15 protein-coding genes are annotated in these 16,205 nt (G+C 60.9%); 4 read left to right on the forward strand and 11 right to left on the reverse strand.

From position 1 onward, the window contains the following. Positions 1 to 3 precede the first annotated feature (3 nt). The 11 genes from PLJ71_08965 to PLJ71_09015 form a co-directional block, all read right to left on the reverse strand. Entirely contained in the window at positions 4 to 1,416 is a 1,413-nt protein-coding gene (locus PLJ71_08965; GenBank protein HQM48807.1) for a hypothetical protein, read from the reverse strand. Between the two features lie 37 nt (positions 1,417 to 1,453). Further along, positions 1,454 to 2,821: a sulfatase-like hydrolase/transferase gene (locus tag PLJ71_08970; GenBank protein ID HQM48808.1), complete on the reverse strand. Its 1,368-nt coding sequence runs from the start codon at positions 2,819 to 2,821 to the stop codon at positions 1,454 to 1,456. Beyond that, positions 2,818 to 3,723, reverse strand: coding sequence for an alpha/beta hydrolase (locus tag PLJ71_08975; GenBank protein HQM48809.1), 906 nt, complete (start codon positions 3,721 to 3,723; stop codon positions 2,818 to 2,820). Before PLJ71_08975 ends, PLJ71_08970 begins: the two co-directional genes overlap by 4 nt. A 22-nt stretch (positions 3,724 to 3,745) precedes the next feature. Beyond that, entirely contained in the window at positions 3,746 to 5,158 is a 1,413-nt protein-coding gene (locus PLJ71_08980) for a sulfatase (protein ID HQM48810.1), read from the reverse strand. A 232-nt stretch (positions 5,159 to 5,390) separates the two neighbouring features. After that, positions 5,391 to 5,549 (reverse strand): hypothetical protein, encoded by a 159-nt coding sequence (locus tag PLJ71_08985; GenBank protein ID HQM48811.1) that lies wholly within the window; start codon positions 5,547 to 5,549, stop codon positions 5,391 to 5,393. After that, a complete protein-coding gene (locus tag PLJ71_08990) occupies positions 5,546 to 5,725 on the reverse strand; it encodes a GxxExxY protein (GenBank protein ID HQM48812.1) in 180 nt (59 codons plus the stop codon). Before PLJ71_08990 ends, PLJ71_08985 begins: the two co-directional genes overlap by 4 nt. A gap of 198 nt (positions 5,726 to 5,923) precedes the next feature. Then, positions 5,924 to 7,006, reverse strand: coding sequence for a sialidase family protein (locus PLJ71_08995; protein HQM48813.1), 1,083 nt, complete (start codon positions 7,004 to 7,006; stop codon positions 5,924 to 5,926). A gap of 73 nt (positions 7,007 to 7,079) precedes the next feature. Next, positions 7,080 to 8,558, reverse strand: a complete 1,479-nt coding sequence (locus PLJ71_09000; protein HQM48814.1) for a sulfatase — start codon at positions 8,556 to 8,558, stop codon at positions 7,080 to 7,082. 207 nt (positions 8,559 to 8,765) lie between these two features. After that, positions 8,766 to 9,596 carry a TetR/AcrR family transcriptional regulator gene (locus tag PLJ71_09005; protein HQM48815.1) on the reverse strand — a complete coding sequence of 277 codons (831 nt, stop codon included), beginning with the start codon at positions 9,594 to 9,596 and terminating at the stop codon, positions 8,766 to 8,768. Positions 9,597 to 9,828: 232 nt separating this feature from the next. After that, positions 9,829 to 10,026: a hypothetical protein gene (locus tag PLJ71_09010; GenBank protein ID HQM48816.1), complete on the reverse strand. Its 198-nt coding sequence runs from the start codon at positions 10,024 to 10,026 to the stop codon at positions 9,829 to 9,831. A 15-nt stretch (positions 10,027 to 10,041) separates the two neighbouring features. Then, positions 10,042 to 10,788, reverse strand: coding sequence for a prepilin-type N-terminal cleavage/methylation domain-containing protein (locus PLJ71_09015; protein HQM48817.1), 747 nt, complete (start codon positions 10,786 to 10,788; stop codon positions 10,042 to 10,044). A gap of 435 nt (positions 10,789 to 11,223) precedes the next feature. On the opposite strand from PLJ71_09015, the gene PLJ71_09020 reads away from it, so the two are divergent. The 4 genes from PLJ71_09020 to PLJ71_09035 are packed head-to-tail and all read left to right on the forward strand — an operon-like array spanning position 11,224 to position 16,205. Next, positions 11,224 to 11,862 carry a redox-sensing transcriptional repressor Rex gene (locus tag PLJ71_09020; GenBank protein ID HQM48818.1) on the forward strand — a complete coding sequence of 213 codons (639 nt, stop codon included), beginning with the start codon at positions 11,224 to 11,226 and terminating at the stop codon, positions 11,860 to 11,862. Further along, the gene (gene nuoE / locus PLJ71_09025; protein ID HQM48819.1) at positions 11,859 to 12,365 is read left to right on the forward strand and encodes an NADH-quinone oxidoreductase subunit NuoE; all 507 of its coding nucleotides are present in this window, start codon (positions 11,859 to 11,861) and stop codon (positions 12,363 to 12,365) included. Before PLJ71_09020 ends, nuoE begins: the two co-directional genes overlap by 4 nt. Then, the gene (locus tag PLJ71_09030; protein HQM48820.1) at positions 12,349 to 14,457 is read left to right on the forward strand and encodes an NADH-quinone oxidoreductase subunit NuoF; all 2,109 of its coding nucleotides are present in this window, start codon (positions 12,349 to 12,351) and stop codon (positions 14,455 to 14,457) included. Before nuoE ends, PLJ71_09030 begins: the two co-directional genes overlap by 17 nt. A 26-nt stretch (positions 14,458 to 14,483) precedes the next feature. Further along, the gene (locus tag PLJ71_09035; protein HQM48821.1) at positions 14,484 to 16,205 is read left to right on the forward strand and encodes an NADH-dependent [FeFe] hydrogenase, group A6; all 1,722 of its coding nucleotides are present in this window, start codon (positions 14,484 to 14,486) and stop codon (positions 16,203 to 16,205) included.

Here is a 16,205-nt window from a genome sequence, read left to right on the forward strand (position 1 = left end):
GCGTCAGGCGCCCGGGCGTTCGGCGTATGAGAAAGCGTAGAGCTTTCCTTTGACCAGTTCGAACTGCAGGGCCAACGGTTCCAGGGCGCCGAACCCCGATTCCCATGTGACCTCGGCATCCGTACAGGATGTGGCAATCGGCCTGCTGTGGGCGATTTCCTTGCCTTCACCGTTGAGCGCAGCGACTACGATACGGCCACCGTCCGGTATATCCGCGGAGACCTTCAGCGGCGGCGTCATGGATAACGGTTGCGTGCGCACCAGGCCGGGCGTGTCTGACGACTCCGGTTCGAATCCGGCAAAACCGTCCGGGCGCAAGGTGGCAAGGCAGAAGAAGCCGTCGCGCCAATTGGTATGCGGGCCGTTGCTCCCGCCGTAATAGAGGCGAACCTCGTCTTTCAGAAACACGGGGTATGCTGCGGGGTACACGCAGCCCCAGTCATATGCGCCCTCGGTTTCCGCGTTGGGTATGAGGGCTTTGCCGGGCTCCACGCGATGCCATGCCAGCGTATCCGGGCTCCAGGCCAGTTCGGTGTGGGCGCGGTCGGTTTCCGTGTTGAAAATGACCACCAGCCCGAGATAGCACCCGCAATAGCGAAACACCGGCATGGCATAGGTCTGCAGATGGGGTTCGAGCCCCTCCAGAACGACCTGCGCCTTGGTCCACGTGAGAAAATCGGGGCTCTCGGTGCGTCCAACCTGCCGGACCTTGTCCCACAACCGGGTCAAACCGACATACTTGCCGAGTTCCGGACTCCAAAGCGCGTTGTTGTGCGTGTCTCCCGCCGCCTCGATTTGCGGACACTTCACGGGAGGCGCCCAATGCAGCCCGTCGGCTGAAAACGCGACGGACATGGGGTTCTCGTTGAAGAACATCTTGAAACGCCGTGCCGGCTCGGTCTCATGAGTATCTTTGAATATCCCCGCCCCGTGGGGACCGATTTCGACAATGTTCGAGAGCTCGCCGTCATACTTCCGGATGTCCATGAGCGGTTTGCGCCATGACAGGCCATCCTCGGACTCGGCGTAGCAGACACCCATCACGCGGTCATGGGGGCGGTACGGGACCGCATCGCGTTTCTCGAACGGCGTATCGATGACCGCCGGGTCGCGGATGAAGGGGCTGTACCAGCATTTGTAAAGGCCGTCGTCCTCATCCAAGAGCACGTTGGCATACAGGTTATCGAAACGGACTTCCCACGGTTTATCCTCGGCAAACAGAGGATTTCGACTGCTCTTGGCCACGGGCGTCACGGTCAATTTCGCGTTGATGGTTTCGGCAATCACCCGGCTATCCAACGCGAGACATTTCCGGCGCCCGGCCGGCTCAGCAGCGCCTGTTGGCTCGCTTCGCCACCCTAGCGCGCCCGCGGCAATCATGCCGCCCATGGATTGTAGAAACCCGCGACGATTCATGCTGCCTCCTCTACTCGTATGCCTTGCGGCGCTTCTCTCATTGGCGCTGCACGTCCTCCACCCATTTCTCGTGAATCTGCGCAAGCCGCGCCACGATTTCCGGCTTTTCCGCGGCCAGGTTCCTGGATTCGCCGGGGTCCTCAGCAAGATTCGAGAGGAAGAATTCCTGGGCGGGGATTTCGTTGCCATTACGGGTCGAGGCGGGACCGTTCACGACGAGTTTCCAATCGCCTTCGCGGACAGCCCACTGTTTGTCCACTTGCCAGCAGAGCACGCCGTGCGGCGACGCGGCATCCGCCGATGCGATCACATCAGCAATGTTTTTGCCATCGAGAACACGGTCCGGCGCGGCAACCCCGCAGTAGTGGGCAGTGGTGGGCAGCCAGTCGATGCTTGCCGCCACTTGGCCGCGCACTTCGCCCTCGGGAATCGTGCCCGGCCAGGACACGATGCACGGCACCCGAATCCCGCCCTCCCAGAGCGTGAACTTGTGCCCGCGGTACGGTCCCGTGGCGCCTCCGCCGAAATTGGCGCGCTCCTCGACGGAATGGCCGTTGTCGCTCAAGAAGATGATGAGCGTGCTCTCGCGCAGCCCCAGTGCGTCCACCTTGTTAATGACCGCACCGATCTTCTCGTCGACGGTCGAGACAAAGGCCGCGTAAGCTTTGCGGGGTTCTTCAAGGTCCGCATACATCGTGCGGTACTCTTCCTCGCCTTGCATGGGATAGTGCGGCACGTTAAAGGGCAGGTACAGGAAGAAGGGGGAGTGCTGGTTCTCTTCGAGGAAGCGGTGCGCTTCACGCACGACCAGTTCGGGGAAGTACTTGCCCTCCTGCCACACCACCTCGTTGTTGCGCCACAGGTCGTGGCGGTTCGGGCCGCTCCAGTAGAAGAAATGCGAGTAGCTGTCGATACAGCCAAGCTTGTGGCCGAAGAACTCATCGAACCCCTGCGACAGCGGGGCCTGGTCCTCCATCTCGCCCAGATGCCATTTCCCGAATATCCCCGTGCGATAGCCCCCGCCCTTGAGCATTTCGGCGATGGTCACCTGGTTTCCGGGCATGCCGGTCTCGCCGTGCGCATTGGTCGCCAGTCCCGCCCGTTGCGGATACCGCCCCGTCAGAAGTGCCGCACGCGACGGCGAACATATTGGCGCGCCCACATAAAACTGGGTAAACCGAGTCCCGCGCGCGGCCAAGGCGTCGAGGTTCGGCGTGTGCAGATCCTTCGCGCCGAAACAGTTGAGGTCGATGGTTCCCTGGTCGTCGGTCACTATCAGGATAACGTTAGGCCTCCGTTCAGACTGCGGCGCGGCGAGGGCTCGTCCGCCCAGTGCCAGGGCGGCGGTGCAGATACCCGTCATCCGCAAAAAGTCTCGCCTGTTGTGTGCCGAAGGCGCCATCATTCGGTCCTTTCTCCCTCAGACTTTTCCCGCATTACGGGCAGATATCCGAGTGATTTCAGAAAAGCATCGCCCTCGCGGAGAGTCGCTTCAAAAGCCTCCCGGGAGCGATTGTAGTTGAAGAATCCGTGGCCAGCCCTCTCGAAGGGCACAAGCTCGCACCGGTTGCCCGCCGACTTCATTACCTCACAGAACCGTTGAGCGCTCTCGAACGGCACCGTCATGTCTTCCGTACCGTGGAAAATAATCGTGGGAGGCGCCCCGGCCTTGACGTGATGCACCGGCGACAGTTCGCGTTCGCGGCCCTTGATCTCTTCGATATCATGCTCTCTTCCAGTCGTGTCGAGGACCGGATTGAACAACATCATCGCGTTGGGCTTCGAACTCACATCCGCGTTGTCGCCAGCCTCGAACCCCTTGATGACACCCGTGCATGCGGCCACGTGGCCGCCCGCCGAGCCGCCCCCTGCCACGATGCGTTCCGCGTCGATGCCCAAGTCTTCGGCGTGGGCGCGCAGGTAACGCACAGCCGATTTGCCGTCCTCGACGCACTCGAAGGGAGTGGTGCCATGCCGGGATCTCACGCGGTACTCTGCCGAAAACGCGACCATGCCAAGTCCGGCGTAATGAGCGCTTTGCGGGTAGAACTGCCCGGGCGAACCTGACTTCCAGCCGCCGCCAAAGAAGAAGATTATCGCCGGCCGCTTGTCGCCGGTTCTCCAGCCTTCGGGCTTGAACACGTGCAGACGCAGCGTAACGTAGCCGATGGTCTTATAGACGAGTTGTTCCGGCGCGAATTCGTCGTCTTCGACCGCACCGGCGGCGCTTGCAGCCGCCAAAGTGCTCCCGATAAGCGCCATTGCCAGACACCCCGCCATGCTTCCCGGCGCCTGACGATTCTTCATCCCACGCACGGGTGCTCTCCTCTTATACGCGGCCGGAAGGCCGCGCGTTGTCCTTGATGTCCTGCTGGAATTGCTCAAGCAATTTCTTGAGCCGTTCCACAACCTCAGGATGCTTGTCGGCGACGTTCGTCGTCTCGCCAATATCGGCATCGAGGTCGAACAGGGCCCATCCAATCTCCCTGGTCTCGTATGGGCCGGGCCATCCGCCGCCGCCTTTTGAAGCCACGCTCCCATATTTGTGGGGCATGTGCAATTTCCACTTGCCGCTCCGCACAGCTTCGAGATTCGCGCCGCGGTGATAGAAGAAGGCGTCGTGCGGCGTTTTGGCGCCTGATTCTCCGGATAGCAGCGGCCAGATGTTCTTCCCGTCGATTCGGCGGGCATTGTCCAGCGCCGCCCCCGCCAATCCGGCAAACGTGGGCAGCAGATCGAACATGACGCCCATCTCGCGGCACACGGTCCCGGCGGGGATCTGTCCCGGCCACCGCGCGATGAACGGCTCGCGCTGTCCCCCCTCGAAGGTCATTCCCTTGCCCTCCCGCAGGGGCAGGGCCGAACCCGCATGATCCCCGTAACTCAGCCACGGCCCATTATCCGAGATGAACACGGCCAGGGTGTTCCTGTCGAGCCCGAGATCTCGCAACGTGGCCAATATCTCCCCTACCGACCAGTCCATCTCCATGAGCACGTCGCCGTACAGGCCCTGCTTCGACCTGCCGGCGAACTTGTCCGATACATGCAGCGGCACGTGGGCCATCGTGTGGGCCAGATAGACCAGGAACGGCTCGTCCTTGTGGGCCGTGATGAAATCCACCGCATGTCGTGTGTACCAGGTCGTGAGCTGGCGCTGGTCGGGGTTGTATTGAACGATTTCGTCGTTATGGATGAGGGGCAAGGCAGGGAACGCGTCGTATGTGGGGTGCCGGGGCCACATGTCGTTCGAGTAGGGCAGTCCGAAGTATTCGTCGAAGCCGTGCCGCGCAGGCAAGAACTTCGGATGATGCCCGAGATGCCATTTGCCGAAACATGCCGTGGCATAGCCGCGCGGTTTGAGCACCTCGGCAATGGTGGTCTCCCCGTCGTTTATGCCGATATTCGCGGTATGGTCCAGCACGTTCGGCAGCCCGACGCGAGTGGGATAACATCCCGTCACGAGCGCGGCCCGCGAGGGCGTGCACGTTGGCGCCGCCGAATAGAAGTCCGTGAAGCGCACCCCTTCGGCTGCCATACGGTCCAGGTTCGGCGTTTCGTACCCTTCCGCGCCGAAACAGCCGACGTCGCGGTAGCCGCAGTCATCGGCGAGGATGATCACGAAATTCGGGCGGTCGGCAGGCGTCCTCGGCGTGGCTGCAGCACGGCGCGGCATGCCCCACGCCGCCAACCCCGCGCTCGAGGCCGCGATAAAATCCCGTCGCGTCATTGTTGAGCCAAACATCAGCAGACCCCCTTTCGGAAAGTGGAGCCTGAGACCGGGCCAGTCCCGTCTCTGCTCGTTCCTCGCTTCGTTTCGGACAAGCCGTTTCTTCGCAGCCGGCTCCCTTCATGAATACCCCCCGGCCGAGGTGGATTTCAAGCACCGGCATGGAGCCCAAATCGCCGAATAACACGACGGTTGGGGAAACTCACACGGAGACACGGAGGAAATGAAGCCCGCGCCGAAGCGAAATCTACTCGGCCTCTCCGTTTATGATGCGGGAAATGCCGTCACTCATCAAAGCCTCGCTGAAGGTGAGTGGCGTGAACCGCAGACAGGTCAACACCAGCTTGCGGTGCGCCTTTGTGACCTTCTCCACGGATATGAGTTCCACAAGAACGGCATCCTTCACGATGAAGTCTGCACGAAACCCTTCGTCGAACCGGATCCCGTGAAGCTCAAGGGGATGGGAACTTGGCGTGCCTCGCGCAGATCCCAGGCCTCCAAATTGCGTGCAGGAACCGCTTCGTACACTGTTTCCAACAACTCGGGACCCGTATCTTGATGAAGCGCCGCCGCGCAATCCACTGTGATGCTTCCTGTCTCATTTTGTTTCGGAGGACTCGATCTTCGTGTTCTCCGTGTCTCCGTGTGAGTTCGTTCTTGTCTGTATGGAGAAAATAAGATCCCTCCAGCGAGGGCTTTCTTATCCCGCGATTAGGCATGGAGGAAAAAAACAGGCAAGAGGGCCAAGGGCGCAAGACACAGCCAATCGGAGCCCGGCAATCACCTTTCAACGATAACCCGCGCCACGTATACCGACGCCGTACTCTTAGTATGGTTGGGTTCGCTTTCCTGGTCGTGCTGCGAGTACCAGCTGATAAAGAAGGCCGGCTGCCCGGCGTCCAGCGACGCTGGGTCCGCCACCAAGCCGGGATACGACGTGTCCCCGCCGCTCGGGAGCGTCAGCAATGGCCGCACACGGCACTCATCCGGATACAGTTCCCAAAGACGCGTGACATACCCCCCATCCGCGTTGCGGCCCCGGCCCGCGACAAAAAAACGGCCCTTCCACTCCGCAATCGCGGGACTGTGAATCAACTCGCCCAAATCGTGCGCGGTCCAGGTTTGTTTCGACGGGTCGGACCGGTGCAGCCAGGCGTTGCCCGGCGCATCACCAGTACGAGTGACCAGCCACATCGAGCCGTCGTCCTCGAACCACATATCGGCTTCTCCGCTCATGCGCTCGGTCGTAACGGTACTCACCAGCTCCCACGCGAGGCCGTCTTCGGACCGCAACAGCCGCGATTCGCGCATCGGCGGCCGCGGACGGTACGCAGAATACGCTATCGAGTAAAAGGCGCCGCCATGATGCCGTACGCGCCACAGCCACCACTTCTGCTCGTAAACACCTCGCACGTCCGACCACGTCTGACCATCCTCCGACGACGCGAAATGCGAGCGCACGTCCTGGCGGCTGGGAGTGCCGTGGTCTTCGGCGTGTTCGAGGTCCCACACGCCGAAGTACACATAGAGCCGCTCCCCCGTAACGGCGAAATGCGGATCGCGATCATCGCCGAAAGTCTTCAGCGTCCCGCAAGGTTCCCATGTTTTCATGTCTGGGCTGCGCATTACGCGTATCTCGCCATCCATGGAACCGTGATCCTCGCCGTGGCGGAAGCAGAGGTAGTACATGTCTTTCCACCGGGTGAGGTCCGTGAAGGCATTGTGGCGCCCGTCACCGTAGGCTTTCTGCATCCAGTCGATGCGCGCGAGTGGTTCATCTTCCCCCGCGCTCGCCTGCATTGCGAACGCGCACCCCATCCCAGCCATCAACACAAGCATCGCGCTTGATGAGATCCGGTGCATGGATTCGCCATTTCCTTTCCAAGTCTATCCTTGAATACTCGCCCGCGCGCCGCGTGACGCCGAAAACACGGGGTCAGGGCTTGTACGGCACCGTGCCCGAATCGTCCACGGTGTAGCCGAAACGCTCGATATATACGGGACCGGGCAAGAATTCGTCTCTCCGCTGGGCAAGCTTGGCGTTCAACTGCGCGTCCAGTCTTGCCTGAATCTCGGCCGCCGGCGGCTCGTTACACAGGTTCTTGAGCTGGTACGGGTCGTTCTCGTTGTCAAACAGCAGCCAGGGCCCATCGAGAGCGCGGACGTAGGTGTATTGGCCGTCGACTATACCTCGGTATTCCCGGCCGCCCTGTTTGCGCGTAACCTGCCCGAACGGCTGCGGACACATGATCACCGCCGCGCCATCGCCCGGATTCGGTCCCCCCTGGATATGGCCCGAATAGTCCAAACCCTCTACACTGCCGGGAATGGGCAAGCCACACAGACCGAGCAGCGTGGGCATGATGTCCGGCGCATCGATGGGCGTTTCAAGCACCCGCCCCTCCTTGCCGAGCACAGCGGGATACCGCAGCAAGAACGGCACGCGGATGGACTCTTCGTAGGGCCACTGCTTCTTCCACAGACCATGGCAGCCATGCATGTCGCCGTGGTCCGATGTAAACACGAACACCGTGTCTTCAGCAATCCCGGTCTCCGTCAGCGTCCGGTCAAGGTCAGCGAGGCAATCGTCGAGCGCGGCAATGTGCGCGTAGTATCCCGCCAGGCCGGCACGGGCTTTCTCCTGAGCCTCCCCGGGAGCATTGGGCCGCAAGACCACGTCTTCCGGCCGGAACCGTTGCCGGTATTTCTCGGGAGCGGTCTCATAAGGCTCATGGGGCGGCCCCCACGACACGAACAGTATAAAGGGCCTCTGCCCGTTGGCATGGTCCTTGATGTATTGCTGCGCATCACGGGTTTGCGCGATGGCGTCGTAACCTTCCCAGACAAGCTTCTGGTCCGCATCGGCGTAGTAAGCCGAATCGTTGTAGTTGTGGGTGCACTCGAGGACCTTCCAGTAGTCCCACCCCTGCCGCCGCTCCCAGGGGATGTAACTGGACCGGCCGTGTCCGTCAAGATGCCATTTGCCAATATACGCCGTGTCGTAACCGGCGTCTTTGAAAGCCTCCGCAATCGTGACGGCATTGCCAGGCAGCGGCACGTCGTTCATGAACACGCCATTGGTCAGGGGGGACTGCCCGGTCATCAAACTGGCGCGGTAGGGTGTGCACACCGGGCACCCCGACACTGCTCGGACAAAATCCACGCTCTCGGAAGCCAATTGGGCCAGGTGTGGCGCATCAACATTCGGGTCGCCCGAATAGGGTGTGGCCTGAGCGCGCCATTGATCGGCGAACACAAATACCACGTTGGGCTTCCCCGAAGGCCTCCCGCCGGATGGCTGGGCGTAAGCCGCGGTGTGTAACGCCGCCGCCCCGACTGCCGCGCTTCCCAGAAATCGCCGGCGGCTCATCTCAGACCGCGGAAAAGGCGGCCGGTTCACTTCGGCTTTTCGCATGATAAACGTCCCTCCACCCACATGGTAGAAGACGCGCCGGTGCCGCCGCAAACCTTTCCAGGAAACGTTGACCCTGAACGGGTCAAGACGGCCGCCCTCCCCCACAAATAATGATTGTGGGCGGTCCGGGCGGAGCTTCCGGCCTTGTGCCGGACCAACCAAGGGCCGCACTGGCCTGGCAGGCACACATCCCGCAACCGGAATGCATCACTCCTCCGCAGGCAATTCCCCCAGTCTTCGAGCCTCCTCAAAAAACACTTCCCGCTTTATCCGTTCGATGGTGGCGTCATAGTCCCACTCAGACGATAGCGGCCGCCATCCAATACTGTCGGAGAGCCGGTTCAGAAACGCGAGCAGCTTCCCCCAAGGATCCTGAATCCCGAGCCCGCCGAGAGAGACACCGCTCAGAATGATACCATGCCCGCCGTCGGCCAAGGCCCACAACCCATAGATGGCGGTGCCGGCGGTCATACCCGGCTGCAACACCAAATCGCCGTCGGCAACGCCCTGCTCAGCCAGCCGCACAAGATAACTCAATACGCGCTGCTCGACCTCCTCGAAACGTTTCTCGCGGCCGGCAGACACCTTCTCGCGGAACGAGCGGGTAATGGTCCGGGTGATTTGAATATCCCCCGGGTAGAGCCGCGAAAAGTATTCGGTCGCGATAGCGAACGCCAGCATCTGTTCGCGGCTCCGGCCCGCGAACGCCATAGCCCGCTGGAACATCGCGTACCGCGACTCGTGCGCGCGCTCGGCTAACGTCACGATAATGTCCTCTTTACACGGGAAATGGAGATAGACCGTGCCCTTGGCGCAGTTGATCCGCTGGGCAATCTTGCCCATCGTAAGGTTGTAATAGCCCTCGTCGAAGAACATCTCCCGGGCAACCTCGAGAATAAGCTCCTCGCGCTCGCGAATTTCACGCTGTTTCGGCGAGAGATGGTTCTCGGCGTCATGCATGGGGAGTGCCCCCTCGTGCTGATTCGCCGGGAACGTGCCCGGCCTCATGGCCCCCGAACTTAAACGCGACCCGCTCATGCTGCGGCCCCCTAACTGGAAGACTAACGCCCAACACCGACACAGTATACTGCATCCCACCCCCTCGTCCGCAAGGCTAACGGCCCTTTTCGAAACAATCCGGCCCGGGCGGCGTCGCGGTTCCCCCTTCCGCACGCACCAAACCCGGGCCGGACTCCTATTCACCCGATCTCGTCTTTATGAACTCCGCCTTCACGCCAGAACCGCTGGGGTGTCCAGACCGGCGCGATTATCAACCATAGGGATCCATCGCCACCATCATCTGGGTCATCACCTGGGACCACGTGGCATTGATGGGGAACTTGCCCGGATACCGGATGAATTCGACGTGACCGTCCATGAACAGCGAATTCCCGCCGCCTGGAATATGATTGAACGAAGGCCGGTGGTCCGACATCGGTGACGTCGCGACGATGGCCGTGTCCCACATCACCGCAATCTGACTCTACGCTTTCGCGCTCCCAGAAGGATTGTTGATGTCCGTGATGAAGAACCGCTCGATGCCCTCGCGCAGACGGTATACGGTCTGGTTATCGGTGAGACTGATGTCGCCCTCATGCAACGAACTCCAGAAACCGGTATCGTTCACCGACACTACCGACGCTACTGGCAGGCCACCCGTCAACGCGTTGAACATGGGGCCCGTACTCGAGACTATTCCCAAAAAGTCCGGGTGCAAATCCGTCACCCAGTTCATCGGATACTTGTTCTCGTCCACACCCGGAAGGAGGTAGTGCTGAGGCTGAAACGCCCAGCCCAGGTAGTTGTAACAGATGTTCCAGAACCTTCCGGGATATAGCGGTTGTTCCACGTAATAATTCTCCCAGTAACCCCACGTGTCGGCGCCCACGTCAGACGGACACCGCGCAATGTTCACGTCCGTCCAGTACTCGGGATACAAGTACGGGCAGTGAGGCCACAGGTGGTTCGAGTTCGCATATTGGCTGTCCGCCGCGGGGTTGGTGTCGTAGGAGCCCGCGTGGTACAGCATCATGGGCGGAAATTTCTCGCCTTTGCTCTCGTTCGCGTACATCTTGAAGATCAAACCAAACTGCTTCAGGTTGTTTGCGCAGCTCGCGCGGCGGGCCGCTTCACGCGCACGCGCCAACGCCGGCAACAGAATCGCAGCCAAGATCCCAATGATGGCAATCACGACCAACAGCTCAATCAAGGTAAATCCTCTTCTCTTCATGTCATCAATCCTCCCAGTTACTGAACCAATTGACCCAGATCACTATGAAATGCACAAACGCATTTTATGACGGAAGGTCAGTCCTGTCAACTGGTTTTCCAATCCCTTATCGAAGGTTCTCCTGGTCCTCTGGATGCCCCTTTCGACATCTCTTCTACGCCGGCCTTTGCCAAACCCGGATAACCTCAACGTTGGGGTGAAATGCCTCCCCGTCATGCTTTCGCCTGAGAGGCTTCAGGCTGCGTATGTCTGGCGTGAAACGCAGATACCTTCTGATAAACCCTTAAAATATAAGAAGTTAGGACTGCGGCACAAATCGTGATAGAAAGTCACGATTCTCCTTGACAACGCCGCTTCTCGGATGGTATAGTTTCTGTGAAACGAATCACAATGTGAACAAGTTCACAAGAGCACCGATTACAAAGGGGTGGCGCCGTGATTTCCGATAAAACTGTGGCCAGACTGAGTGTGTACCGCCGCGTCTTACTGGACATGCAAGACGCCGGCCAGGCCCACGTTTTCTCACATGAACTCGCTTCGAAGTCCGGATGTACGGCGGCCCAGGTGCGCCGCGACGTCATGGCCACGGGCTATACCGGCAGTCCGGTTCGGGGCTATGACGTGGCCGCACTGGGAGCCAGCATCAGCGAATTCCTGTCTCACGCCGACGCGCAGAGGGTCGCCCTTGTCGGCATCGGCAACCTGGGCAGGGCATTGATGGCGTTCTCCCCGCGGCAAAACCCGCGGATTCCCATCGTGGCGGCGTTCGACAACGACCCGGCCAAGGTGAACCGCGTCATTCATGGTTGCCGGTGCTATCCCGTGCAGCAGCTCGAAGAAATCGTTGAGCGGGAAGGTATCCGGATAGGCATCATCGCCGTCCCGGCGGCAGCAGCGCAGGACGTCGCACGGCGCCTGTGCCGCGCAGGGGTGGTGGGACTGCTCAACTTCGCCCCCACGCATGTCTGGGTGCCGCCGCACGTCTATATCGAGAATCTGGACCTCAGCATGTCGCTGGAGAAGGTGGCGTTTTTCGCCGGCCAACAGGCGGCAGAAAAGGAAATCAATTCATGAACACGAGCACGGAGCAGCCGGCCGTCCAGCCGGACATTCAAGACATCTTGGACCGCTACCCCGGCGCGGGACGCGATGCCCTGATCCCCCTGTTGCAGGAGATCCAGGACACACACGGGTATCTGTCGAGAGAAGCCATCGCCGGAGTGGGCGCGCACCTGAACCTGCCCGCAAGCAAGATTTACGGCGTGGCGACGTTTTACAACCAGTTCCGGTTTCAGCCGCTCGGGCGGTTTCACGTTCAGGTATGCCGGGGAACCGCGTGCCATGTCAAAGGTTCCCTGAAAGTCCTTGATGCGGTCCGGCAAGAACTGAAAGTCGAACCCGGCAAAACCACCCGCGACGGCCTGTTCAGCCTGGAGGTCGTCGCATGCATCGGCGCATGCGGACTCGCCCCCGTGATCAGCATCAACGGAGAGTTCCACGCCAATATGACCCCTCAAAAGGTCCGCGGCTTGTTGGACGAACTCCGGGAAGAGGTCGAAAATGAAAACGAACGGTAATGCCGAAACGGCCCCCACGAACGCGCAAAAAGCCCTCCTCGACTACGCCTGCGGGCGCGCAGGGAATCTCGACGCCGCCACGCAAGCCGCATATGAGAAGCAGCTGACCATGCTGCGCCGCGAGCAACTCGGCCGCCCCGTGGTCTATGTGGGCGCCGGCACCTGCGGCCTCGGCGCCGGCGCGGGAAAAACCCTCAGCGCCATTCGCACCTTCTTCAAACTGCGCAACATGGACGCCGAGATCGTCGAGGTCGGTTGTATCGGCCTCTGCGCCGTCGAGCCCATCGTTGATATTCACATGCCCGGCAAAGCCCGTGTAGCCTTTCAGCATGTCACCGAAGACAAGGTTAAACCCCTTCTCGAAAGCGTCCTGGCAGGCAAAATCCCCACGGATATGGTCATGGGACAATTCACCACCAACGGGGCCCTGCCCTGGCATAACGTGGACAGACTGTCCGACCATCCGTTCTTCGCGCCGCAGACGCGGTGGGTACTCAAGAACTGCGGCGTCATTAACCCATCAAACATCCTGGAATACGCCGCCCACGGCGGCTACAAGGCACTGGCCAAGGTCATTCATTCCATGACGCCCCCGGAAGTGTGCGACACGGTTGAAAAAAGCGGCCTTCGCGGGCGTGGCGGCGGCGGATTCCCCACAGGCAAGAAATGGAAATTCGCCCTGGCCGCCGAAAGCGACAAGAAGTACGTCGTCTGCAACGCCGACGAAGGCGATCCAGGCGCATTCATGGACCGCGCGGTCATTGAAGGCGACCCCCACAGGCTTCTCGAGGGGATGGCCATCGCTGCATATGCCATCGGCGCGACCAAGGCCTATGTCTACATCCGCGCCGAATACCCCCTGGCCATCAAACGCCTGAAACACGCCATCGCCGAGGCAAAAGCCTACGGTCTCCTCGGTGAAAACGTCCAGGACAGCGGATTCAGCCTGGAGATCGCCATCAAGATGGGCGCCGGGGCCTTCGTCTGCGGCGAAGAAACCGCCCTGATTAACAGCATCGAGGGCAAACGCGGCATGCCGAGGCCCCGTCCCCCGTTCCCGGCCGTTCGCGGGCTGTTTGATAAGCCCACGATTATCAACAACGTCGAGACGCTCGCCAATGTGCCCGTTATCGTGGACAACGGCGCCGAGGCGTTCGCGGCCGTCGGCACCGCGACCAGCAAGGGCACCAAAGTGTTCGCGCTCTCGGGCAAGATTGCCCTGACCGGCCTCGTCGAAGTCGCCATGGGCACAAGCTTGCGCCAGGTCCTGTTCGATATCGGCGGCGGCATACCCAATGGCAAGAAGTTCAAGGCCGTGCAGATCGGAGGCCCGTCGGGCGGCTGCATACCCGAAAAACACCTCGATATTGCCATCGACTACGAATCGCTCAAGACGGTCGGCGCCATGATGGGTTCCGGCGGCCTCGTGGTCATGGACGAAGACACCTGCATGGTCGACGTGGCCAAGTTCTTCATGGAGTTCATCCAGCGGGAGAGCTGCGGGAAATGCATCCCCTGCCGCGAAGGAACCTTGCGCATGCTCCAGATCCTCGAGCGCATCACGCGAGGACGCAAGAACGAGTCCAGGTTCGAGGCCCTCGAACGGTTCAAGGGCGTCATCATGCTTAACCGCGCGGCGGAAGTGATTCGAGACACCAGCCTGTGCGGATTGGGCCAAACCGCGCCCAATCCGGTGCTCAGCACCCTGCGCTGGTTCCGGGACGAGTATGAAGCCCATATCTACGAGCGCAGATGCCCCGCAGGCGTCTGCCCGGAGTTGCGCTCATTCGAGATCGACCCGGAATTGTGCGACGGCTGCGACTTGTGCGCGCAACGGTGTCCCATCGAGAGGGCCATCGTGGGCGTGCCGCGAAAAGTCCATTACATCATCGAAGACAAGTGCATCGGTTGCGGCACCTGCATGGACGTATGCCCCACCCACGCGGTCCATTTGAAAGTGCCCGGCGCCGATGAAATCGACCGTGAACGCCGTGAGAGCGAACAAACCATCAGTGTGTTCTCCTCCAGCGCCTTCGAAGACTGGTACGAAGGCCCGGCGCTTTATCGTATTGACAAGAAGACACCCGACTGACAGTAAGAATGGACTGAGGAACAGCTATGGCCACCATCGAAGTGAATAACCGCAGAATCGAGGCGAAAAACGGCGAGATGCTGCTTGACGCATTGAAGCGCAACGGCATTTCCGTACCGACGCTATGCCATATGGAAAACCTGTTTCCGACCGGCGCATGCCGGATGTGCGTGGTCGAAGTGGACGGCGAACGCACCCTGGTACCGAGCTGCGCCTACCCCGTGCGCGAGGGCATCAAAGTACAGACCCACTCCCCGCGCGCCCTGCGTGCCCGCAAGACCATCATCGAGCTGCTCCTTGCCAATCACCCCGACGACTGCCTGTATTGCGTGCGTAGCGGCAACTGCTCGCTGCAGGGTCTGGCCAACGAGCTCGGCGTGCGCGAGCGGCGTTACTCGGGCGGCAAGAACGAATATCACGTCGACTCTTCGAACCCCTCCATCGTTCGCGACCCCGCCAAGTGCATCCTGTGCGGCAAGTGCGTCCGGGTATGCGAGGAAATTCAAGGCGTAGCGGCGATCGACTTTGTCGGACGCGGCAGCAAAACCATGGTCGGCACCGCGTTCAGCGAAGGGCTTAACGTCTCCAGCTGCATCAACTGCGGACAGTGCATCATGGTCTGTCCGACCGGCGCGCTGCGCGAACAGAGCTACATCAAGGAGGTGCTTAACGCCATCGCCGACCCCGAGAAAATGGTCGTGGTGCAGCACGCCCCCAGCGTATCCGTCACCCTCGGCGAAGAATTCGGCCTCAAACCCGGCGCGGACGTCGATGGCATGCTGGTGGCGGCCCTGCGAAGGCTCGGGTTCGCGCGCGTGTTCGACACCGGATTCTCCGCGGACCTGACCATCATGGAAGAAGCCTCGGAACTGGCGCATCGCATTGCTACCGGCGGCAAACTTCCCATGATGACAAGTTGCTCCCCCGGATGGATCAAATTCGTCGAAGAGTTCTATCCCGAGATGATCGAGAACCTCTCGACCTGCAAGAGCCCCATGGAAATGATGGGCGCGGTGATTAAGTCTCTCTTCGCCGAGCGCGAAGGCGTCGACCCAGGCAAGATCTTCAGCGTCGCCATCATGCCTTGTGTGGCCAAGAAATTCGAAGCGGGCAGACCGGAACACGGCCGCAAAGGCATCCCCGACATCGACGCGGTGCTGACCACCCGCGAACTGGCCCGCGTGATCCGGATGCGCGGCATGGATCTTCAGTCCCTCGCACCCGAACGCGCCGATACGCCGTTCGGCGAACGCAGCACGGCGGGAAAGATCTTCGGCGCGAGCGGAGGCGTCATGGAGGCAGCCGTCCGGACCGCATACCATCTGCTCACCGGCGGCGAACTGGCCGATCTCAAGGTCGAGGCGGTGCGCGGGTTCGAAGGCCGCAAGGAAGCGAAGCTCGACATCAACGGGACGCAGATAGGCGTAGCCGTCGTCAGCGGCCTCCAGAACGCCCGCATGCTGCTCGACGAAATCCGCAACGGCCGCGACGGCATCCATTTCATCGAAGTCATGACCTGCCGGGGCGGCTGCATCGCGGGCGGCGGACAACCCCTGAACGCCAACCCCGACGCCATCCGGGCGCGCATGCAGGCCTTGTACGCGATAGATCGCGACGAGCCGGTGCGCACGTCCCATAGCAACCCAGCCATACAACGCCTGTATAAGGAGTTTCTGGGCACGCCGCTGGGCGAGAAGAGCCACAAACTTCTCCACACGCACTATGCCAGGCGTGCGGTCATGGTATAA

Source organism: Candidatus Hydrogenedentota bacterium (assembly GCA_035416745.1).
GTDB lineage: Bacteria > Hydrogenedentota > Hydrogenedentia > Hydrogenedentales > SLHB01 > UBA2224.

Coding starts and splice junctions, on each gene's coding strand:
- PLJ71_08980 (HQM48810.1), bottom strand. CDS start 5,158: ATGTTTGGCTCAACAATGACGCGACGGGATTTTATCGCGGCCTCGAGC.
- PLJ71_08975 (HQM48809.1), bottom strand. CDS start 3,723: ATGAAGAATCGTCAGGCGCCGGGAAGCATGGCGGGGTGTCTGGCAATG.
- PLJ71_08965 (HQM48807.1), bottom strand. CDS start 1,416: ATGAATCGTCGCGGGTTTCTACAATCCATGGGCGGCATGATTGCCGCG.
- PLJ71_09000 (HQM48814.1), bottom strand. CDS start 8,558: ATGCGAAAAGCCGAAGTGAACCGGCCGCCTTTTCCGCGGTCTGAGATG.
- nuoE (HQM48819.1), top strand. CDS start 11,859: ATGAACACGAGCACGGAGCAGCCGGCCGTCCAGCCGGACATTCAAGAC.
- PLJ71_09005 (HQM48815.1), bottom strand. CDS start 9,596: ATGAGCGGGTCGCGTTTAAGTTCGGGGGCCATGAGGCCGGGCACGTTC.
- PLJ71_09030 (HQM48820.1), top strand. CDS start 12,349: ATGAAAACGAACGGTAATGCCGAAACGGCCCCCACGAACGCGCAAAAA.
- PLJ71_09015 (HQM48817.1), bottom strand. CDS start 10,788: ATGAAGAGAAGAGGATTTACCTTGATTGAGCTGTTGGTCGTGATTGCC.
- PLJ71_08995 (HQM48813.1), bottom strand. CDS start 7,006: ATGCACCGGATCTCATCAAGCGCGATGCTTGTGTTGATGGCTGGGATG.
- PLJ71_09010 (HQM48816.1), bottom strand. CDS start 10,026: ATGTGGGACACGGCCATCGTCGCGACGTCACCGATGTCGGACCACCGG.
- PLJ71_09035 (HQM48821.1), top strand. CDS start 14,484: ATGGCCACCATCGAAGTGAATAACCGCAGAATCGAGGCGAAAAACGGC.
- PLJ71_08970 (HQM48808.1), bottom strand. CDS start 2,821: ATGATGGCGCCTTCGGCACACAACAGGCGAGACTTTTTGCGGATGACG.